The 20,952-nt window shown below is 67.2% G+C and carries 12 protein-coding genes; 3 read left to right on the top strand and 9 right to left on the bottom strand.

The annotated features are described in order from the left end of the window. The first annotated feature begins 103 nt into the window (after positions 1-103). Together ACKN61_RS11865 and ACKN61_RS11860 are read left to right on the top strand one after the other, a co-directional pair. Entirely contained in the window at positions 104-580 is a 477-nt protein-coding gene (locus tag ACKN61_RS11865; RefSeq protein ID WP_031370808.1) for a peroxiredoxin, read from the top strand. Between the two features lie 133 nt (positions 581-713). After that, positions 714-1,313, top strand: coding sequence for a bacterioferritin (locus ACKN61_RS11860; RefSeq protein WP_408953610.1), 600 nt, complete (start codon positions 714-716; stop codon positions 1,311-1,313). Between the two features lie 351 nt (positions 1,314-1,664). Here ACKN61_RS11860 and ACKN61_RS11855 read toward each other — a convergent pair whose 3' ends face one another. From ACKN61_RS11855 to ACKN61_RS11835, 5 genes are all read right to left on the bottom strand, one after another. Further along, positions 1,665-2,267 carry an NAD(P)H-dependent oxidoreductase gene (locus tag ACKN61_RS11855; protein WP_408953609.1) on the bottom strand — a complete coding sequence of 201 codons (603 nt, stop codon included), beginning with the start codon at positions 2,265-2,267 and terminating at the stop codon, positions 1,665-1,667. Between the two features lie 128 nt (positions 2,268-2,395). Next, on the bottom strand, positions 2,396-4,708 hold the full coding sequence (pbpC, locus tag ACKN61_RS11850) for a penicillin-binding protein 1C (RefSeq protein ID WP_408953811.1): 2,313 nt from the start codon (positions 4,706-4,708) through the stop codon (positions 2,396-2,398). 185 nt (positions 4,709-4,893) lie between these two features. Further along, positions 4,894-5,955, bottom strand: a complete 1,062-nt coding sequence (locus tag ACKN61_RS11845) for a hypothetical protein (protein ID WP_408953608.1) — start codon at positions 5,953-5,955, stop codon at positions 4,894-4,896. Between the two features lie 101 nt (positions 5,956-6,056). Beyond that, complete coding sequence (locus ACKN61_RS11840; protein ID WP_408953607.1) at positions 6,057-7,079, bottom strand: hypothetical protein; 1,023 nt, start codon at positions 7,077-7,079, stop codon at positions 6,057-6,059. Positions 7,080-7,105: 26 nt separating this feature from the next. Further along, positions 7,106-12,010, bottom strand: coding sequence for an alpha-2-macroglobulin family protein (locus tag ACKN61_RS11835; protein WP_408953606.1), 4,905 nt, complete (start codon positions 12,008-12,010; stop codon positions 7,106-7,108). A gap of 1,015 nt (positions 12,011-13,025) precedes the next feature. Between ACKN61_RS11835 and ACKN61_RS11830 the strand changes: the two genes are divergently transcribed. Continuing rightward, complete coding sequence (locus ACKN61_RS11830; protein WP_408953605.1) at positions 13,026-14,942, top strand: M4 family metallopeptidase; 1,917 nt, start codon at positions 13,026-13,028, stop codon at positions 14,940-14,942. A gap of 118 nt (positions 14,943-15,060) precedes the next feature. Here ACKN61_RS11830 and ACKN61_RS11825 read toward each other — a convergent pair whose 3' ends face one another. From ACKN61_RS11825 to mtnA, 4 genes are all read right to left on the bottom strand, one after another. Then, entirely contained in the window at positions 15,061-15,420 is a 360-nt protein-coding gene (locus tag ACKN61_RS11825; RefSeq protein WP_408953604.1) for a DUF1428 domain-containing protein, read from the bottom strand. Positions 15,421-15,804: 384 nt separating this feature from the next. Further along, a complete protein-coding gene (locus tag ACKN61_RS11820; protein ID WP_408953603.1) occupies positions 15,805-16,398 on the bottom strand; it encodes a YceI family protein in 594 nt (197 codons plus the stop codon). 291 nt (positions 16,399-16,689) lie between these two features. Next, a complete protein-coding gene (gyrA, locus tag ACKN61_RS11815) occupies positions 16,690-19,344 on the bottom strand; it encodes a DNA gyrase subunit A (protein ID WP_408953602.1) in 2,655 nt (884 codons plus the stop codon). Positions 19,345-19,892: 548 nt separating this feature from the next. Beyond that, positions 19,893-20,951: an S-methyl-5-thioribose-1-phosphate isomerase gene (gene mtnA, locus ACKN61_RS11810; RefSeq protein ID WP_408953601.1), complete on the bottom strand. Its 1,059-nt coding sequence runs from the start codon at positions 20,949-20,951 to the stop codon at positions 19,893-19,895. Position 20,952: the final 1 nt, after the last annotated feature.

Raw genomic sequence — 20,952 nt, 5'->3', positions numbered from 1 at the left:
ATCATTAGCCTGACAGCATGGCGGCGACGACCGCGATTTCAAGTCGCGTTGACGCGGTATTTAGCACCTGCTGCCTAGACTCGAACCCCCACAGGAGATTTCCATGAGCATCCAGGTCGGCGAACGCCTTCCCGAAGTCGTACTCAAGCGCATCAACGAAGGCATCGAGAGCGTCGATACCCGGGCCTTGTTCGACGGCCGCAAGGCCGTGCTGTTCGCGGTGCCGGGCGCCTTCACCCCGACCTGCTCGGAGAAGCACCTGCCCGGGTTCGTCCAGCATTTCCAGGAGTTCCGCGACAAGGGCATCGAAGTGCTGTGCCTGGCCGTCAACGACCCGTTCGTGATGCAGGCCTGGGCCCAAAGCCAGCACGCGCCCGACGGCATGATCATGCTGGCCGACGGCAACGGCGACTTCACCCGCGCGCTCGGCCTGGAGCTCGACGCCAGCGCCTACGGCATGGGCACGCGCGCCAAGCGCTTCGCCCTGTACGCCGACGATGGCGTGGTCAAGCAACTGCACGTCGAAGAACCCGGCGAGTACCGCGTGTCCTCGGCCGAATACATGCTGCAACAGGTCTGAGCCCCGGCCGGCCCGGATCGCCGCAGCTCCGGGCCGCTCGCTTCATCGACTCCATCGACGCGCCGCTGCGTCTCCTCTTCACCCGCTTGCACGAGGTTCCCCGCTCTCTTCCCCCGACCAGCCAGGAGGCACCATGCCTGCCAAGCCCGTCAGCAAGACCGCCCGTCCGGCGTCCACGCCGTCGTCCGCCGCCACACCCTCGGCGTTCGTCACCGACCTCGCCACCATTCGCGCGCGTGCCCGCAAGCACATCGAAGACGGCGCGATCACCGACAGCTACCGCGCCGACCGCGAGGCGGTGATCAAGCTGCTCAACGAAGCCCTGGCGACCGAGATCGTCTGCGTGCTGCGCTACAAGCGCCACTACTTCATGGCCAGCGGTCTGATGGCCGACGCGATCAAGGCCGAATTCCTCGAACACGCCAACGAAGAACAGGCGCATGCCGATCGCATCGCCGAACGCATCGTCCAGCTCGGCGGCGCCCCCGATTTCAATCCCGACGTGCTGTCCAAACGCGCGCACGCCGAATACGTCGAAGGCACCGACCTGCGCGACATGGTCAAGGAAGATCTGGTCGCCGAACGCATCGCGATCGACAGCTATCGGCAGATCATCGATTACATCGGCGACCAGGACACCACCACCAAGCGTCTGATGGAGGACATCCTGGCGCAGGAAGAAGAACACGCCGACGAACTGGCCGACCTGCTCAACGGCTGGACCGGCGGATAAGCCGCAACAGCCAACGGCCGCGGCTCGCCCCGCCCCTGCAGGAGCGGCGTGAGCCGCGACCGCGATCTTTCCCGGACGGTCGCACACTCAGGACGATGGCGTCTGTCCCTGTCCCGCGATAATTCACGCCTTCGATTACTCGCGAAGGCGGTGCGAACGCTTCACGTCCCGTGATTGCGGCTCACGCCGCTCCTACCCGCGGGAGTTCACACCTTCGATTACTCGCGAAGGCGGTGCGAACGCTTCACGTCCCGTGATCGCGGCTCACGCCGCTCCTACAGGGGCGGGACACAGTCGCTCATGCGGGAGCGGTGAGCCGCGACCGCGATGCTTCCCGTTCGCTTCGCCTCCTCAGGCGGCCTCGCCCTGCGCAGCCTCGGCGAACAGGCCGCGGCCGAGCGCGAAGGCCGTATGCAGGTGGGCGGCGGCTTCGTCGGGGTTGGTATGCAGGAGCAGCTCCGAGGTCAGCACGCGGGCGCCGCAGTAATCGAAAATGCCGTGGTCGATCTGGGTCTTCATCGCCGCCCCGTAACCGTGCTTGACGTAGGTGCCGGCGCCGGCCCCGCCGACGCCGAGCAAATGCACGCGCAGGCGCTGCAGTTTCTTGACCACCCGCCCGTCCTTTTCCTCATAAGCCCAGCCGTTGGCGAATACGCGGTCGATCCAGCCCTTCAACAGGCCCGGCATCGACCACCAGTACACCGGGAACACCAGGGCCAACGCATCGGCCCGGTCGATCCGCGCCTGCTCGGCGCGCACGTCCTCGGGCGCGGCAGCGCGCAGGTGAAAGCCGGCGACATCGTCGTGGTTGAAGCGCGGGTCGAAGCCCTCGGCCGCCAGGTCGGCGATCTCGAAGGCGTGGCCCGACTGCGCCAACCCGTCCGCCAGTTGCGCGGCGACGGCATGGGTCAGCGATTGCGGGTCGGGATGGGCGACGACGATGAGTGCGTTCATGAGGGTATCCGGCAGAAGAAAGATTAATTACCAAAGGTAACTTACTAGATGTAAGTTACCTTTGGTATGTTTCTTCGTCAAGCGCCGGGGATCCTCCTGCGAGGACCGACTCGCGCTTCGTGCGCGCCCTAGCGCAACACCCGGAACCTCACCCGCGACCAGGCGCCGGTATCGGCCAACGCGGTCAGTGTGTGCTCGCCGACTTCGCCGAAGTCGTGGTCGAAACGCGCACGTCCCTGCGATTCGCCGATCAGGCGCCCGTCGAGCAACCAGCGCACCCGCGCATCGCTGCCGAGCGCGCGGATCGACAGGCGCAGCGGCGTCGCGTTGCCGGGCGCGCGCGCCAGCGTGGCTTGGTCGTCGATGCCTTCGATGCGCAGTTCCTCGACCGCGTCGCGGCCGTCGTCGCTGCAGTCCGGGGCCAACGGCGGCAGGCGCGCGGCCCGGCGAGTTTCGGCGGCGAGCCAGGGCGAGGCCAGCGCCGGCCAACGCACCAGCTCGCGCGCATGGCGTTCGTGGGGCAGGCTGCATTCGGCGGACACGCGCAGACCGGTGCGCGCATCGGCTTCATAGCGCTCGAGCCCGGCATTCCACAGACGCGCATCGCGTTCGGCGAAAGTCGGCGGCACCGAACCGTCGAGCGTCCAGGCCTGCAGACGCCGATGACAGAGTTCGGGCGCCTGCGGATCCGGCGCGATGCCGAGCGGCCAGCAGATCTCGATCTGCTCTACGTTCTTCGGTGGCGGCCGCAGCGCAGCGTCGCCGTTCTGCCGCGGCAGGCTGTCGATCACCTCGAACAGCAAGGGCAAGGCGGTCACCGCGCCGTACTGGCCCGGCAAAGGCGTGCCGTCCGGCCGCCCGACCCAGACCCCGACCGTGTAGCCGCGGGTGCTGCCGAGCGCCCAGGCATCGCGGAAGCCGTAGCTGGTGCCGGTCTTCCATGCCACCCGCGGCCGGCCGCGGGTATCGAAGGTTTCCTCGACACTGCCGGGACGCGGGTTGGCTTCGAGGATCTCGCGCACGATCCAGGCCGCGCCCGGCGACAACAGCCGCCGTTCCAGCGTCGGCGCATCGCGCTGATAGCGCACGCGTCCGGCGATGCCGTCGCGGTTGAACGCCGAATAGGCGCCGACCAAGTCCTCCAGGCGCGCACCGGTGCCGCCGAGGATCATCGCCAGGTTCGGGGTCGCGCCGCGCGGCCACTGCAGGTCGATGCCGGCATGGGCCAGGCGCGCGGAAAAACGCGAGGGGCCGACCCGATCGAGCAGATCGACCGCGGGGATGTTCAGCGACAGGCGCAAGGCCGTCGCTGCGCCGACCGGGCCGTTGAAGGCCGTGTCGAAATTACCCGGGCGATAACCGCCGAAGGACTGCGGCGCATCCACGAACAGGCTTTCGGAATGGATCAGGCCGTCGTCGAGCGCAAGTCCGTACAGGAACGGCTTCAAGGTCGAGCCCGGCGAACGCCAGGCCTTGACCATGTCGACGTGGCCGAGCCGCGCGGCATCGCCGAAGGTCACCGAACCGACATAAGCGCGCGCTTCCAGGCTGGCGTTGTCGACCACCAGCAAGGCCGCCGAGGTGCGCTCGGGCAGGCTGGAGAAATACGCCGATACGCGATCTTCCAAGGTGCGTTGCAGCTCCAGGTCGATGGTCGACGCGACCCGCAAGGCCTTGGGGTTCTCCACGCGCAACCGCTGCGCCAGCAACGGCGCGTAACGCGGCGGTTGCAGCGAGCGCGCGACCACCGGTTCGACCCGGGCGTCGGCGACTTCGTCCTGCGACCAGACCTTCAGCGCAGCCATGCGTTGCAACACCTTGTCGCGTGCCTTGCGCGCACGCTCGGGCTCGCGGTCCGGCCGCAGCCGGCTCGGCGATTGCGGCAGTACCGTCAGCAGGGCGGCCTCGGCATGCGACAGACGCGACGAGGGTTTGCCGAGATACGCCCAACTCGCCGCTTCCACGCCTTCGACGGTGCCGCCGAACGGCGCGCGGTTGAGATACAGGCCGAGGATTTCGCGCTTGGACAAATGCACTTCGAGCTGCACGGCGCGCAGCATCTGCCGGCTCTTCGACCACAGGCTGCGCCGGTTCTGCCCGGGCGCGGCGTCGAGGATGCGCGCCACCTGCATGGTCAGGGTCGAGCCGCCCGAGACCACGCGGCCGCTGCGCAGCCATTGCCCGGCGGCGCGCAGCATCGCCACCGGATTGATGCCCGGGTGCTTCCAGAACCAGCGGTCTTCGTAGTTCAGCAAGGCCTGCAGATACAGCGGCGAGACCTCGCTGTCGCGCACCGGATAACGCCAGACGCCGTCGCGGTCGGCGAAGGCGCGCAGCGGTGTACCGTCGGACGCGGTGACGACCGCGCCGGCGTCGCGCGGTTTCGGCAGCGGCAACGGAAACGCGAGATCGAGCAGCATCGCCACGATCGCGAACAGCATCAGCGCCAACAGCGTTTTCAGCACGACACGGCGCCGGGGCGAACCGCGTCGGGACGGCTCGCGCCGGGGCGGAACGGAGGTTTCGGTGGACAGGGTGGACACGTTACGACCGGCAAAGACCATGATCAGCTTACGTCAGCGCGGCGCGCCGTTGCCGGGGAGGCAGCGGCGCGCGCGGCAGGCGCTCAGCCTGCGACGTTGAACGCGGCCAGGCGCAGGCGCCCATCGATGAGGTACAGGATCAGGCTTTCGGCGCCCTCCTGGCGTTCGACGCTCTTGCCGCCTTCGCCGTCGGCCACTTCCACCTCTTCGGCCGCCGCTGCGATCACCGACACCTCGGCGTCGATGAGCTCGTCGTTGCCCTCCTCGCGGTCGGCGTCCGGGTCGGGGCGGATGCTGATCGAATACGCCTCCTCGGTCTTGCCGCGCTGCCGCTTGCGCATCCCCACCAGCGTTCCGTCCGGCTCGCTCTGGAAGGTCTGGCCGGTCACCTGCTCGATCGTCTCGGCATAGGTGTCGGCGCGCGAATCCGGGAACAGGTCGGTGTAGTGCTTCTCGGCCATGGCGCGATCGATCTTGCCGCCGGCGGCCTTGGCGGCTTTTTCCAGCTCGGTCTCGTAGATCGGCAGGCCGACGGCCTCGAGCGGGAAGTTCATGCGGCCGAGCACGCTGTTCTTGTCGCGCATGCGGAAGGCCCGGCCGAGCTCCGCCAGTTCGGACAGGACGCGCTGCTGGCGGCTCTGGTGCTCGGCCTGGGCGACGGTCTGGCCGTTCCAGGCGTAGACGTAGTAGTCGGTGGTCTTGGGGCGCGCCGCCGAGCAGATGTCGATCGCGCGCAGGTACAGGCGGCCGGTCGAGATCTTGTCCAGCTCCGGGCAGAACTCCGGCATGCCGGCTTGCGGCAGCGCCTGGAACTCCTGGCCGCGGCTCATCAGCACTACGAGCTTCTTCGACGCGGCCATGGTCGCATCGGGCGTGCCCTGGCCGAACAAGACCACGACATCGTCGTGACCGTCGCGGTCGAGATCGCCGACCAGGTGTTCGAAGCCCAGCCGTTCGAACCCGGGGTCGAGCTTGCGCAAAGCCGCGAAGGCGCGCTCGGCGGTGACTTTTTGCGCCTCGGCAGTGGCCGCCGGCGCTGCAACGGATGGATCTTTCGGCGCGGCCGCATCGGCCGGCGCGGCGTCGGTGCCCGACTGGCAGGCGGCCAGGCCGAGCATCAGGGACAGTACTGCGATCTTGCGCATGTTCGCTCCTTGCGTGGGTGTCGGTCGCGGCCTCGGGCCGGACCGTGGGCAATACGGACGAACCGACTCGCGCGGAGCCGGTCGCGTGGGTTCAGAAGACGTCAGACTTCATCGGAATTATGGTCGAGCAGGTACAGCTCGCCTTCAATCAGACGGAAATTGGCGTGGTAATGGCTGCCGTCGCGCTGCGGCCATTCCAGCATGACCTCGGCATCGACCACGTAGCTGGCGTCGTCGGTCTCGATCAAGCCCTGGTCCGGGCTCAGATCGATCTGCAACCGATACTCGCCGCTGCTGCTGGCGTCGCGGCCGCGCACCGTGGCCTGCCATTCGTCGCTGCCGAGCGACTGCAATCCCGCCTTGCGCAAGCGCTCGACCGCCGTGGCGAAAGCCTCGCGCCGCGGCGCATCAACGAACAAGGAGCGGTCGATGCCCTGCTCGGCCGGTGCCGGCGCCGCGCCGGGGCGGATCGACGAGGGGTGCTCGCGCAGATGGCGGATCAGCACCTCATCGCGTCGTTCGCGCAATGCGGTTTCGATTTCGGCCAACTGCGACAGCACGCGTTGCTCGGGCGATTCCTCATCGAGCGGGCGCAAGCCCTGCCCCGACCATTCGTAACGGTGATGCGCGATGGCCTTCGGGAACGGCACCATGCAGGCTTCCAGCGCATCGACCCGCAGCACGCCGTCGACGATGCCGCGCAGGGCCGCGCAATAGCCGAACAGATTCTCGCCGTCGTCGGCCAGCAACTGCAGCCCGCCTTCGCGCGCCATCAGCATGCGCACGTGATTGGCGACATGGCGCATCGCCCCCTCTTCGCCGATGCCGTACTCGACCGCGATATCGTCGCGGCCGTCGCGATCGAGGTCGCCGATCGCGTAGTCGGCATAGTAACGGTCGAATTCCGGCGTGTCCTTGCGCATCAAGGCCTCGGCGGCGACCTGCAAGGGATGGGCCGGCGGCGCCGCTTCGACGACAGGCGGGGCCGGGCTGGCCCCAGCCTCGGCCACGGCGACCGCGGTGGCATCGGCGGTCGCCGTCGCCTGCGGCGCTGGGTCCGACGCCGCTGGCGCTGCCGGCAGCGTACAGGCCGCCAGCAGCGAGGCCAGCGCGGCGGAAAGCATCGCGCTTCCCGCCGCCCTGCTCCGGATCAAGGCTGACGCACCGTCAGCGAGGCCGGCGAGGCCCGGCCGACGCCGCGCAGATCGGGACGGTACATGTCCTCGACCAGCGACGGCGGCACCGTATACGTGCCGGGCGTGACCGCACGCACCAGATAGAACACCCGCGCGGTCTGGTTCTGCTCGAGCTTGAGCGCGGCGATGTAGCGGTCGTCGCGGAACTCCTCGTGGCGGACTTCGGCGGCGCTGCTGCGTTCGGAGATCTCGATCCCGTCGACCACCACGCCGGCCCACTGCTTGGCGTCGCCGAGGTTGAAGTTCTCGATCTCCAGGCCGGCCGGCAACAGGTCGGTGAGCAACGCATCCGGCATCGCACGACGGGCCTTGATGGTGACCTGCACGATCAGCGCCTCGCCTTCGACCAGGCCGCCGCCCGACCATTCCTTGCCTTCGGTGGTGTAGTACTTGCGCCCGACTTCGATCATCGAGCTGTCCGCGGCCGGCGCGGTGCGCGGCACGCCGGCGATTTCCATGCTGGCGTACAACGGCGGCTGGCCGCTCGGGCTGAAGCTCACTCCGCGGGCGAGCGCGGCGTAGTCGAACACGCGGCCGATCAACTTGGCCGGGTCGGCGTCCGAGGCGCTGTCGCCGACCGTCCAGCGGCCGGAGATCTGCTTGCTCTGGTCCGCCATCAAGGCCTTGCCGAGCCGCGCCAGGGCGACCTGCTCCTGGGTGCTGAGCCACAGCCAGCCGCTGTTGCGGCGCGCGTCGAGCTCGCGGCCCATGCCGACCACACGCGCCTCGTACTCGGGCTTGGACAGCTTGTGCTCGTGCACCAGGGCGATCATCAAGGCGTCGTCGCGCAGGCGGCTGCCGTAGTCGCCGAGGTACTCGGGGCGTTCGGCCGGGTCGCGCGCGAAACCTTCCTTGATCGCCTTGGCACCGCGGCCCTTGTCGCCCTGCAGCGACAAGGCCAGGCCGAGGTGAACCAGCGGCAGGCCGGTCAGACTCTGTTTACGGTCGTTGTCGTAGAGCGCGCGCAAGGTGCCCAGCGGCGCCCGGTTGACCCGTGCGAGCACGTAGCCGGCGTGGGACTGATAGGCGAACTTGAGGTGTTCGCGGCGGTCGTAGCCGTAGAACGAGGCATTGCCCGACAGCAGATCCTCGTTGAGCACCTTCAACGCCTTCTGCAGCATCGCCTCGGGCACGGCGAAGCCGCCGTCGCGCGCGTCGAGCAGGAACTCGACCACGTACGGGGTGATCGCCGGATTGACGTAGTCGCCGTCGCCCCACATCGAGAAGTGACCCGAGCCGATCTGCATCGCCGCCAGACGGCCGAACGCACCTTCCATGCGCGCACGCCGCTGCTTGGCGTCCAGGCCCTTGGCGCCGAGCATCTTGGCGGTGGCGTCGTCGAGTTCGAGCGCGGCATAGCCCTTGCTCGTGGTTTGCTCGGCGCAGCCGTACGGGTATTCCAGCGCGCCCTGCAAGGCGCTGGCGAACGGGATCGGCGGCAAGGCGCTGATCACCATGCGCGCGTTGACCGAATCGGGCATCAGCCCGTCGGCGAAGTCGGCGCCGAGCTGGACCGTGCCGAGCTCGTCGAGCACGCGCGTGCGCGAACGCAGCACCGACGGCCAGGCCGGGCGCACCGGCACGTCGTAGCGGCGATCGACCTTGTAGCCGTTGCCGTCCACCCGCACCCGCACCTGCGCGGTCGTATAGCCCTCGCGCGCGACGATCGGGAAGGTCAGGGTCCGCTTGGCTTCGACGCCGAGCGAGAGCTTGTGCTGGCCGTCGGACAGGCCGAGCGGGCCGATGCCTTCCACGCGCACCTCAAACTCGCCCGGCTTGCCGGTGAAGTTCTGCACGTCCAGGGTGACGTTGCTCTTGTCGCCGGGCGCGAGCACGCGCGGCGTGCTGGCCTCGGCGAGCACCGGCGCGCGCACCACGGTTTCGGCGTCGCGATTGCCGTAGCTGCCGCCGGCATAGACCAGGGCCGATACGCGCAGGGTGCCGTTGAAGTCCGGCACCGCCAGCTTGATCCGGGCGATGCCCTGGGCGTCGAGCTTGACCGGACCGGCGAACAGATCGACGGTCTGCACGCGCGCGGTCGGTCGCCGCGCCTGCGGCAACGCCTGCAAGGCCATGTCGCCGCCGAAGCGGATCTTGGCGGTCTCGCCTTCGTAGCTTTCGATGACCCGTCCGTAGACGTCGTAACCGTCGACGCCGAGACGGCGCTGGGCGAAGAAATGCGCGGCCGCGTCCGGCACCGGGAAGCGGGTGATGTTGATGATGCCCAGGTCGACCGCGGACACGGTCACGTAGGCCTCTTTGCCGGCCAGCTGCGGCGCACTGACGATGACCGGCAGATCCTGCTCGGGACGCATCAGCTTGGGCACGTTGAGGCCGACCGCGACCTTGCGCTCGCGCCGGTCCATCTTGACGTGGGCCACGCCGACCGCGCGCGCCGGGGTGATCTTGCTCGGCGCGCTGCCGCCGCGGAACACCAGTGCGGTCACGTAGACGTCGTGGCGCTCCCAGTCGGCGGTGACCGGGATCTTGAACTTGCTGCCGGCCTTGGCATCGATCGACTGCACGTACAGCATGCGGTCGCTCTCCACCATCAACAGACCCGGGCCCGCGTGCGGCGGGGTCAGGGTGACTTCAAGCGTGTCGCCGGCCTTGTAGGCGGTCTTGTCGAGCGCGAGCTTGACCTTGTCGGGACGCGCGTCGAGGCCGCGGTTCTGGTCGTCCCAGCTCCAGCCGGCGCGGAACGGATAGCGCGTGGTCAGCTTGGTCGCCGGGTCGTAGACGTCGACCCGGTACTCGCCCCACTTGACCGGGAAGTTCAGCTTGACCGGCGCGGCGCCGACGTCGACGTTGCGCACTTCGATGTCTTCGTAGCGGCGGGTGAAGTCGTAGTCCCAACCGCCTTCGTCGCCGTAGTTCCAGTGATAGTCGCGGTGCTCGCGGATCAGGGTCACGCGCAGGCCGGTGGCCGGGCGCGGCTTGCCGTCGCTGCCGACGCGGGCGATCTCGAAGCCGGCGTTGCCGTCGGCGTCGGTGCCGTCCTTGTCGTCGAACAGCGGGCGCACGCCAACCAGCGCATCGGCCGGCCACAGCACGCGCTTGAGGCTGCGGTTGACGCTGCGGCCGCCGGTCTCGTAGACGCTGCCGGTGACGATCGCGGCGATGGTGCTGACCGGCTTGGCCTCGTCGGGCAAGGCGATGTCCTGCTGCAACTTGCCGTCGGCGCCCAGGCTGGTGTCGACGACGTCCTTGGCTTCCTTGGGCAGGGTGATGGTCGGGTCGCCGAAGAAATAGCCCGGCAACTGCTCCAGCGGATGCTGCTCGATCATCACCGCGAGCTTGGCGGTGAAACGGTTGCCCGCGGCGGGCGCGCCATACAGGTAGGCGGCATCGACGCCGAGCTTGAACGGCTGACCGGGCTTGAGCACGGCCGGCGCATCGAGTTCGAGTTTCAGGCGTTCGGGCAGGAATTCCTCGATGCGCAGGGTCATGCCCTGCACCGCTTCCTTGCTGCTCGGGTCGGTACGGAATTCGACGCGCCAACGGCCGGTGGCGGCGTCGGCGGGAATCAGCTGCGCATGCCGCACGTAGCCCTGCGCGTCGGGCTGCAGGCGGGTTTCCAGGAAGGTCTTGCCGTCCGGCTGCACGTAACGCAGGAACAGCGGCTGCAGCGCCTTGCCCTTGCTGTCGACCGGCTTGCCGTCCTGGTCGCGCAACAGCGCCGACAGGCGCACGGTTTCGCCGGGGCGGTACAGGTCGCGGCCCGACCAGGCGAACACGTCGAACCAGGCCTGTTCTCGGCCGGCGACGGCGAATTCCGACAGGTCGAGCGCCGGCTGGTTGAACGGCAGCATCGACACGTCGCTGCCGCGCTGGGCGATCAGCACATGGCCGGCATCGAGCTTGTAGCCGAGCATGGCGTTGCCGTTGCCGTCGGTCTCGCCCTTCAGCACCGGCTCGCCTTCGGCGTTGAGCACCTTCAATTCGACGCCGCTGACCGCTTCGCCGCCCTGCAACGAGGCCACATGCACGAACAGCTTGTCCTTATAGGCGCGCGCATGCAGGCCGAGGTCGCTGACGGTGAAGAACGCGGTCTCGAACTCGTCCTTGAACTGGCCGGCGCGCTTCATCACCGCGAAGTACAGGCCCGGTTCCTGCAGTTCCTTGATGTCCTGCAAAGGCAGGTAAGTCAACACGCGCTCGTTGGGCTTGCCGCCCAGCACGAAGCGATTGACGTAGACCGGCTCGGCCAACTTCGACAGCGGCTTCTTGTCGTCCCAGTCGCGTTCCAGGTCCCAGCTGCCGCGGCGGCCGCCGCGCTGGTACTCGGAGAAGAACTTCGGCAGTTCCTTTTCCTTGACCCGCAGGAACTCGACGTCGACCTCGGGCACGTTGATCGACACCACCGGCAGGCCGCGGCTGTCGCGCGCCGGCAACACGCTGCCTTGCGAGGCGAAACCGACCACCGGATCGAGCGGACCGGTGTGGACCGGCTTGCTGATCTGCTGGCCGATGCGGTCGCCGGCCGCGGCGGTCAGCCCGGCCTTGATGGTGACCACGTAGTCCTTGCCGGCTTCGACGTGCGGGAAGCGCAGGATCTTGCCGCCCTCGTCGAGCACCCAACTGCCCTGCACCGCCGCGCCGTTCTTGTCGGCGACCGCCAGCAGCTCGTCGAAGCTCTGGGTGCCCACCAGGGGCTGACTGAATTCGAGGGCGATGGCGAGCTCGTCGTTGCCTTTCTGATCGGGATAGGCCGCCACCAGGGCGAAGCCCTTGATCGCATCGCGCTTGGCCTGGATCGCTTCGCCGGTGATCTCCGGCAGTTGTCCGCTGGTGTCGCGCTTGCAGCCGGCGACCGCCAGCGTCGTTGCGATCAACAGCATCCACAGGACACGCGCCATGACGGCGCGAACGTTTCCTTTCGTCGCTGAACTCACTCGTTCCATGAAGATCTCCACGCTGATGCGCGCAGTATAGAGTGCGACGGCGCTCCAGGAATCATCCATCGCATCCGTGCCAGGCAGCGCAGTTGCGCGCCGCACTCAGTGATGTCCCAGCTAACGAACGAGGGCGCGCGTTGCGAAGCTTGCATCCGGCGGTCGCTCGACGGCGCCGACCGCCGGCCTCGCAGCGGCGGTTGGCGAAGGACAGGCCAGACCGGGGCGCCGCCGTCGTGCCCGGCCGCGGAAGGGTCATCGATTCCTTGGAAACTCGCCCCGCGTCGATTCGAATCGGGCCAGTTACCGGGGTGAAACTCGATAGCAGCCCTGCGCGTGGAAACCGGTACGATCCGCGATTTGCAAGCGCTTATGCCGAAAGATAATAAACGGGCTTGTGCGAGCACGATTACAGAATCATCCGGACCCGTGTCACAGCCGGGGATGGAAATATCCAGGCCGCCTAAAAACTGCGAAATCGCGCCGAACCGCCGGCTATCTTCGGCATCGCTGCAGACAGGGGCCTCGTTTCTGCCAGCCCTCAAAGGCCACTGGCGTCACATAATAAAAACGCAGTGGCGCAATATCTCCCTACCTAAGGGACGCAATAAGTTGCTGCACAGCAGCAATTTTCTTGCAACATTATTACACTCAGGAATATTCACAAAATTCGCCGCCGTGCCGCGCCAAGCCTGATCGCAGAACGATTTCAGAAGAAATCAATTTCTGAAGCCCTGCGTGCACGTCGCATTCGCACTGTGATCTTCGTAGCGTGCGTTGACGGCTTTTTTGACCCGCCCCTAGCGTCCCTCCGCCACGCCGCACGTCGGCGCGGTATCCGCACGGAGCTTGCCCACCCACTCGCCGAAACCACATCGCATCGGTGGCTGGGGCGTCGGGCTACGGGGGAACGGATGCACGAGCAATGAGCCGGCCGCGCCCGCGGCCATCATCCACACTCGTTTCGGGGGTAATACCAGTGAATCGCAACGTATCACCGACCCTGCATGCCCTGTCCATCGCCATGTCGTTCGCGCTCATCTCGGGGGCAGCAGGCGCCGCTCAGCGCGTCGACCTGCACCAGAAGGACGTCGCTCAGCTCAACAAGCAGTACCAGGCCGCCGTCGCCAAGTCCGGCGCCGCCGCCAAGGCCAACGTCCGCCATGCCGAACTGATCGCGCTGGATTCCAACTCCAGCCTGAGCGTGCTCAAGAGCAGCCAGGACGATAACGGCACCCGCAACTATCGCTACCAGCAGAGCTTCCGCGGCGTGCCGATCTTCGGCGAACATGTCGTCGTCAGCGAAGATGCCAGCGGCAACGTGCGTAGCCTGTTCGGCCGTTCGGTCGAAGGCCTCGCCGCCGAACTGCCGGCGACCGCCCCCAAGCTGAGTCAGGCGCAGGCCCTGAGCGTGGCCAAGAGCGCCGGCCTCGGCAAGCGCGTCGGCGCGCTGCAGACGCGCAATGAAAGCAGCCGTCAGATGATCTACATCGACGACAACGGCCGCGCCCACATGGCCTATGTCGTCAACTACTTCGCCGATGCCGCCCAGGGCGGCGAGCCGACGCGTCCGTTCGTGATCGTCGACGCCAACAGCGGCAAGGTCCTGAAGCAGTGGGAAGGCCTGAACCACGCGCTGGTCGGCACCGGCCCCGGCGGCAACCAGAAGACGGGCCAGTACGAATACGGCACCAACTTCGGCTTCAACGACGTCACGCAGAGCGGCAGCACCTGCACGATGAACAACGCCAACGTGAAGACCGTGAACCTCAATCACGGCACCAGCGGCAGCACGGCGTACTCGTTCACCTGCCCGCGCAACACGGTGAAGGCGATCAACGGCGCGTTCTCGCCGCTGAACGACGCTCACTACTTCGGCAAGGTCGTGTTCGACATGTACAACAGCTACGTCGGCACCCCGCCGCTGACGTTCCAGCTGAGCATGCGCGTGCACTACAGCAACAGCTACGAGAACGCGTTCTGGGACGGCTCGGCCATGACCTTCGGCGACGGCCGCACCACGTTCTATCCGCTGGTGAGCCTGGACGTGTCGGCGCACGAAGTCTCGCATGGCTTTACCGAACAGCAGTCGGGCCTGGTCTACTCGGGTCAGTCCGGCGGCATCAACGAAGCCTATTCCGACATCGCCGGCGAAGCCGCCGAGTTCTTCATGAACGGCAGCAACGATTTCCTGGTCGGTGCGCAGATCTTCAAGGGCACCGGCGCGCTGCGTTACATGGCCAACCCGCCGCAGGACGGCCGTTCGATCGGCCACGCCAGCAACTACACCTCGGGCATGGACGTGCACTACTCGTCCGGCGTGTACAACAAGGCGTTCTACCTGCTCGCCACCAAGGCCGGCTGGGATACGCCGAAGGCGTTCAAGGCCTTCGCCAAGGCCAACAAGGACTACTGGACCCCGAGCACCGACTTCAACAACGGCGCCTGCGGCGTCGAGAAGGCCGCCACGGATCTGGGCTATGCCGTCGCCGACGTTTCGGCCGCGTTCCTGACCGTCGGCGTCGACTGCCCCGGCGGCCCGGGCCCGGGTCCGGGCACGACGTACACCAACGGCACCGACTACGCGATCAACGACAACTCCACCGTCGAAAGCCCGATCACCGTGTCCGGCCGTACCGGCAATGCCCCGACCAACGCTTCGGTGTCGGTCAACATCATCCACACCTACCGCGGCGACCTGAAGGTCGACCTGGTGGCTCCGGATGGCTCGCTGTACAACATCAGCAACCGCGCCGGCGGCAGCGCCGACAACCTCAGCGGCACCTTCACCTTCAACCTGTCCAGCGAACCGCTCAACGGTACCTGGAAGCTGCGCGTGAACGACAACGCCAATGCGGACGTCGGCCGTATCGACACCTGGAGCATCACGTTCTGAACCGGATCGCTCCGGTAACGAACATGTCCGGTTGAGGACAAGGAAAACCCCGGTTTCGGCCGGGGTTTTCTGTTCTGCGCGGCCTCCCGTCGCGAACGGCCGGCGGCCGCTTCCGGGTTCAGTAGGAAACCACCTGCTTGAAGCCGCCGAAGATCATCCGCTTGCCGTCGAACGGCATGGCCTTCGGGTCTATCATGTCGGCCAGGCGCGGATCGCCCATGACCTTCTTGTTGATGCGGTCGCGCTGCGCGCGCGACTTGAACACGATCCAGGAAAACACCACGACTTCGTCCGCCTTGAGCTTCACCGCTTGCGGAAACGAAGTGGTTTTACCCGGTTTGACATCGTCGGCGACCGATTCGACATATTGCAACGCGCCGTATTCCATCCAGATCTTGCCGGCCCGGCTGGCCAGCTTGCGATAGGCGGCGAGATTTTTCTTCGGTACCGCCAACACGTAACCATCGACGTAATTCATACCTCCTCCTAACGGGGACAGTCCCCGGTTTCAGGGGCGAACCAAGCCCGATTACGACCCGGTTCCACTCGGAAGCCGCATCCGGACACGCGCGCCAGCCGTCTGGTCGTCGGTATGGCGGACCGGCAGCGACGCTGCGCAGGATGCAACGACAGCCGCGCCTGCAATGACGGGCCCGCGCAGGAGTAACCCAGCCACTGGAAACGCAGCGTGATCATCGCGTGGAATCGGGCGCTGGAGCCGTGCGCCGGCTTGGCAATGCCGCTGCGGCCTGCCGTGGCCCCTGGCGCGGACCGTGCGCGGGCACGGCTAAAACAGACGCGCCGCTTCGAAAACGGCGCGTTGCGTCATGGGCCTGCCGAGGCTCGCGCGGCGGCTCGCCGTTTATTCGGCGGCGATCGCCTCGACCTGGATACGCAGATCCACGCTCATGCTGAAACCGTAGTCCTTGCCGGCGGACATGCCGAACTGGTCGCGCTGGAAGCTCGCGCTGGCGTCGGCGCCGCACAGCTCGCGCTTGAGCATCGGATGCGGCATGCACTTGAACTTGGCGATCTTCAGGCTCAGCGGCTTGGTCACGCCGTGCAGGGTCAGCTCGCCGTCGACCCGGGTCGGCGCGCCATCGACGAAATCGACGAACTTGCCCTTGTAGGTCGCGGTCGGAAACTTCCCGGTATCGAACAGCTCCGGCTTGTTGGCATGTTCGTTCATCGCATCCAGGCCGAAGTCGATGCTCTTCGTGTCGACGACGACCTCGACCGTACCGCTGCCGGCCTTCTTGTCGAGCACGACCGTGCCTTCGGACTTGTTGAACTTACCGCGCCACACCGACACGCCCATGTGGTCGGCTTCGAAGCTCGGATAGGTATGGGTGGGGTCGATCTTGTAGGTCACCGGTGCCGCCTGGGCAGCGCCTGCGAGGGACGAACCGGCCAACAGCGCCAACGTAGCCAGAGCAGAACGGATGACTGTGTTCATCGCGGAATCCGAAGCGAAGGTGCCGGCCAAGCTAGCACCGGCGCTTCGCGGGTCGCAACCGCGGGCGCGCGAATTGAGCGTTCGTGCGCAAACTCCTCCCCGGATGTCAGCCTGGCGTCAGCGCGGCGTCAGCTTGCGCCTGTTCATGCCCCCATATGGACCGCGCGCAGACATCGTCGTGCAGAGCAGGCCGCCCGCGGACGATGCCGGCGAGCGTGGCGCAAGCGATCCGTGCCGAAAAAAAAACGCCGCCCGAAGGCGGCGTTTTCCTGAGCGGCTAAACCACCGGCATCACGCTTCCGGCGAAGGCTCCTGCGCATCCACGGCCGCAGCGGCTTCGATCGCGCCGCCCGGCACTGCCGGCAGCTCGGTCTCGCCGCCCTCTTCGGCATCGTCCAGCGATGCGTCGAGGCGTTCGATGGTCTGCAGGTTTTCGTTCTCGGCCAAACGCATCAGGGTCACGCCCTGGGTGTTGCGGCCGACCTGCGAAATGCCGTCGGCGCGCGTGCGCACCAAGGTGCCGCCGTCGGAGATCATCAGCACTTCGTGATGGTCGCTGAGCTGGATCGCACCGACCAGGGCGCCGTTGCGGTCGGTGGTCTTCAGCGCGATCACGCCCTGGGTGCCGCGTCCCTTGCACGGATATTCCTCGACCGCGGTGCGCTTGCCGAAACCGCGCTGGCTGGCGGTCAGGATGTCGCCGTCGCCGTCGATCACCACCATGCTGACGACGAACGCATTGTTGCCCTCGCCCTCTTCGCCTTCGGCCAGGCGAATGCCGCGCACGCCGGTCGCGGTGCGGCCCATCGCGCGCACCGAGCTCTCGGAGAAGCGCACGGCCTTGCCGTTGCTCGCGAACAGCATCACGTCGCGCTGGCCGTCGGTCAGGGCCACGTCGACCAGGGCGTCGCCGTCGTCGAGGTTGATCGCGATCTTGCCGCGCGCCAGGCGGAAGGCGAACTCGCTCAGCGGGGTCTTCTTGACCGTGCCATTGCGGGTGGCGAAGAACACGAAGTGATCGTCGTCGTAGGCGCGCACCGGCAGCACCGCCTGCACCTGTTCGCCGGCTTCCAGCGCCAGCCAGTTGATGATCGGACGGCCGCGCGCATTCGGGCCGGCATCCGGCAGCTGGTGCACGGACAGCCAGAACACCCGGCCGGCGCTGGTGAAGGTCAGCAAGGTGTCGTGGGTGTTGACCAGCCACAGCTTGTCGATGAAATCCTCGTCCTTGGTCGAGGCCGCGTTGCGGCCCTTGCCGCCGCGCTTCTGCGCGCGATAGGCGCTGACCGGCTGGCGCTTCGCATAGCCCGAATGCGACAGGGTCACGACCACGTCTTCCGGCGCGATCAGGTCGAGGATGTCGAGATCCTCTTCGCTGGCGCGGATTTCGCTGCGGCGCGCGTCGCCGAATTCTTCCTTGAGGTTGCGTAGTTCGGTGCGGATGACTTCCAGCAGCACGTCGGGATTCTCGAGGATCTCGATCAGGCCGCGGATGGCCTCGAGCAGCTGCCGGTATTCCTCGGTGAGCTTTTCCTGCTCCAGACCGGTCAGGCGGTGCAGGCGCATTTCCAGGATCTGGGTGGCCTGGACCTCGGTCAGCTGATAACGGCCGTCGACCAGGCCTACATTGGCCGCCAGGTCTTCCGGACGCGAGTCTTCGGCGCCGGCGGCACCGAGCAACGCGCCGACCAGGCCCGGCTCCCAGGTCTTCTCGAGCATGCGCTCGCGCGCTTCGTTCGGGTTCGCCGAGGTCTTGATCAGCTCGATCATCTCGTCGATGTTGGCGAGCGCGACCGTCAGGCCTTCGAGGATGTGCGCGCGCTGGCGCGCCTTGCGCAGCTCGAAGATGGTGCGGCGGGTCACCACTTCGCGGCGGTGACGGATGAAGGCTTCGATGATCTGCTTGAGGTTCAACAACTGCGGGCGGCCGTCGACCAGCGCCACCATGTTGATGCCGAACACCGACTCCATCTGCGTCTGCTGATAGAGGTTGTTGAGCACCACTTCGGCCGATTCGCCGCGCTTGACCTCGATGAAGATGCGCATGCCGTCCTTGTCGGACTCGTCGCGCAGCTCGCTGATGCCTTCGAGCCTTTTTTCCTTGACCAGCTCGGCGATCTTCTCGATCAGGCGGGCCTTGTTGACCTGGTACGGGATCTCGGTGACCGCGATCGCCTCGCGACCCGTGCTCTCGTTGACCTCGATCTCGGCGCGCGCGCGCATGCGCACGCGGCCGCGGCCGGTGCGGTAGGCGTTGATGATGCCCGCGGTGCCGTTGATGATGCCGGCGGTCGGGAAATCGGGGCCGGGGATGTATTCCATCAGCGCATCGACGTCCAACTCCGGATCGTTGATCAGGGCGATGGTCGCCTCGATCACTTCCGACAGATTGTGCGGCGGGATGTTGGTCGCCATGCCCACGGCGATACCGGCCGAGCCGTTGATGAGTAGGTTCGGCACCCGGGTCGGCATGACCGTGGGTTCGAGCTCTTTCTCGTCGTAGTTGGGCTGGAAATCGACGGTTTCCTTGTCGATGTCGGCCATCAGCTCGTGGGTGAGCTTGGCCATGCGCGACTCGGTGTAACGCATCGCCGCGGCGGAGTCGCCGTCGACCGAACCGAAGTTGCCCTGGCCGTCGACCAGCATGTAGCGCAGCGAGAACGGCTGAGCCATGCGCACCAGCGTGTCGTAGACCGACTGATCGCCGTGCGGGTGGTACTTACCGATCACGTCACCGACGATACGCGCCGACTTGAAGTGCGGCTTGTTGCTGTGAGCGCCCAGTTCGCTCATGGCGTAGAGGACGCGGCGGTGCACAGGCTTGAGGCCGTCTCGAACGTCGGGAAGCGCGCGCCCGACGATCACGCTCATGGCGTAATCGAGATAGCTGCGGCGCATCTCGTCTTCGAGATTGACCTGGATGATTTCCTTGGCGAGTTCGGCCATCAGGGTTCCGTTGCGTGCGGTGATTCGGACGCCCCGGACGAACGGCACCGGCATTCCAGTCGGAATGCCGCCAACAGGGTCCCAGCGGGCCTGTCCTGCAGCTCGCTCGGGGCGGCGTAAAAGTGACTTGAAATCATACCACGAAACGCGGTTTCACAGGGGCCTGATTCCCACGCAGAAACAATCACTTGGATGTGATTTTCAGCTGCGCTGCAGCATCCGTCGCGGGGTTCTCGCTATACGCTCGGCCAAGGCGACTGCCGGCGGCCGCAAAGGCACGCGCGCAAGCGGCGAAACGGGTCTGCCAGGCCGCCGGCGAACCCCGCCTGCGCCAGCTCGGAAAGACGGCCAGTTCGGAAAGACGGCCGCCCCGGTAAAGACAGCCGGCTCGGCGGACGAAGCCAGCGGGCAGTCGACCCAGCTCGCGCCGGGGCCAGGCCAACGCCCTGGACGGCCGCCAGCAAGCGCTGTGCACGCGCACCCCGCAGCGGCGCTGCCCGGCTCGCGGACGACCCGCAGAAGCCTGAGCCGGCCGCCGAGGCGTCGGCTCAGGCGCCGAACGCCGCCCGCATCGCTGCCTCGTCGGGGCGCTCGATCACGCCGCGCTCGGTGACGATGGCGTCGATCAGCTCGTGCGGGGTCACATCGAACACCGGGTTCCAGGCGCCCACCCGCTCGGCCGCGGTGCGCGTGCCGCCGACCGCGAACAGCTCGCCCGGGTCGCGTTCTTCGATTTCGATCGCATCGCCCGACAAGGTGTCCATGTCGACCGTCGAGGACGGCGCGGCGACCATGAAGCGCACGCCGTGATGGCGCGCGGCGATGGCCAGCTGGTAGGTGCCGATCTTGTTGGCGGTGTCGCCGTTGGCGCAGATGCGGTCGGCGCCGACGATGACCCAGCGCACCTTGCCGGTCTTCATCAAGTGCGAGGCCGCCGAGTCGGCGATCAGGGTCGGCGCGATGCCGTCCTGTTCGAGCTCCCACACCGTCAAGCGCGCGCCCTGCAGCCAGGGCCGGGTCTCGCCGGCGAACACCGCATCGATGCGGCCCTGGGCGACGCCGGCGCGGATGACGCCGAGCGCGGTGCCGAAGCCGGCGGTCGCGAGCGAGCCGGTGTTGCAATGGGTCAGCACGCCGCTGCCGGGCTCGATCAGGGCCGCGCCGAGCGCGCCCATGCGCCGGTTCGCGGCCAGGTCCTCATCGGCGATCGCCTGTGCCTCGCGCGCCAGGACCTCGCGCCAATCGCCGCCGGCGCCGGCCAACACCCGGCGCATCCGCGCCAGGGCCCAGGCCAGGTTGACCGCGGTCGGGCGCGCCGCATTGAGGCGCTGCAGGGCCGGCTCGATCGCCGCCAGGGCTTCCACGCCGCTGCCGGCCTGGACCTCGCGCGCGGCCAGGACCACGCCCCAGGCCGCAGCGATGCCGATCGCCGGGGCGCCTCGCACGGTCAGGGCATGGATCGCCTCAGCGACCGCGTCGCTGTCGTCGCAGCGCACGTAGTCCACGGCGAAAGGCAGCTTGCGCTGGTCGAGCAGTTCGAGGGCGTCTCCGGTCCAACGGATCGGACGGATGCGGTCGTAGCGGTCGAAATCGATGGCGTCGTTCATG

Source organism: Lysobacter sp. Hz25, assembly GCF_046097045.1.
Taxonomy (GTDB): domain Bacteria; phylum Pseudomonadota; class Gammaproteobacteria; order Xanthomonadales; family Xanthomonadaceae; genus Lysobacter; species Lysobacter antibioticus_B.
The sequence above is the reverse complement of the archived record's forward strand: the minus strand, read 5'-3'. Positions and strand labels throughout refer to the sequence as shown.

What these genes read in the sequence shown, in the direction of transcription:
- ACKN61_RS11865 (WP_031370808.1), top strand. Translation starts at nt 104, where the DNA reads ATGAGCATCCAGGTCGGCGAACGCCTTCCCGAAGTCGTACTCAAGCGC.
- ACKN61_RS11860 (WP_408953610.1), top strand. Translation starts at nt 714, where the DNA reads ATGCCTGCCAAGCCCGTCAGCAAGACCGCCCGTCCGGCGTCCACGCCG.
- ACKN61_RS11855 (WP_408953609.1), bottom strand. Translation starts at nt 2,267, where the DNA reads ATGAACGCACTCATCGTCGTCGCCCATCCCGACCCGCAATCGCTGACC.
- pbpC (WP_408953811.1), bottom strand. Translation starts at nt 4,708, where the DNA reads ATGCTGTTCGCGATCGTGGCGATGCTGCTCGATCTCGCGTTTCCGTTG.
- ACKN61_RS11845 (WP_408953608.1), bottom strand. Translation starts at nt 5,955, where the DNA reads ATGCGCAAGATCGCAGTACTGTCCCTGATGCTCGGCCTGGCCGCCTGC.
- ACKN61_RS11840 (WP_408953607.1), bottom strand. Translation starts at nt 7,079, where the DNA reads ATGCTTTCCGCCGCGCTGGCCTCGCTGCTGGCGGCCTGTACGCTGCCG.
- ACKN61_RS11835 (WP_408953606.1), bottom strand. Translation starts at nt 12,010, where the DNA reads ATGGCGCGTGTCCTGTGGATGCTGTTGATCGCAACGACGCTGGCGGTC.
- ACKN61_RS11825 (WP_408953604.1), bottom strand. Translation starts at nt 15,420, where the DNA reads ATGAATTACGTCGATGGTTACGTGTTGGCGGTACCGAAGAAAAATCTC.
- ACKN61_RS11820 (WP_408953603.1), bottom strand. Translation starts at nt 16,398, where the DNA reads ATGAACACAGTCATCCGTTCTGCTCTGGCTACGTTGGCGCTGTTGGCC.
- gyrA (WP_408953602.1), bottom strand. Translation starts at nt 19,344, where the DNA reads ATGGCCGAACTCGCCAAGGAAATCATCCAGGTCAATCTCGAAGACGAG.
- mtnA (WP_408953601.1), bottom strand. Translation starts at nt 20,951, where the DNA reads ATGAACGACGCCATCGATTTCGACCGCTACGACCGCATCCGTCCGATC.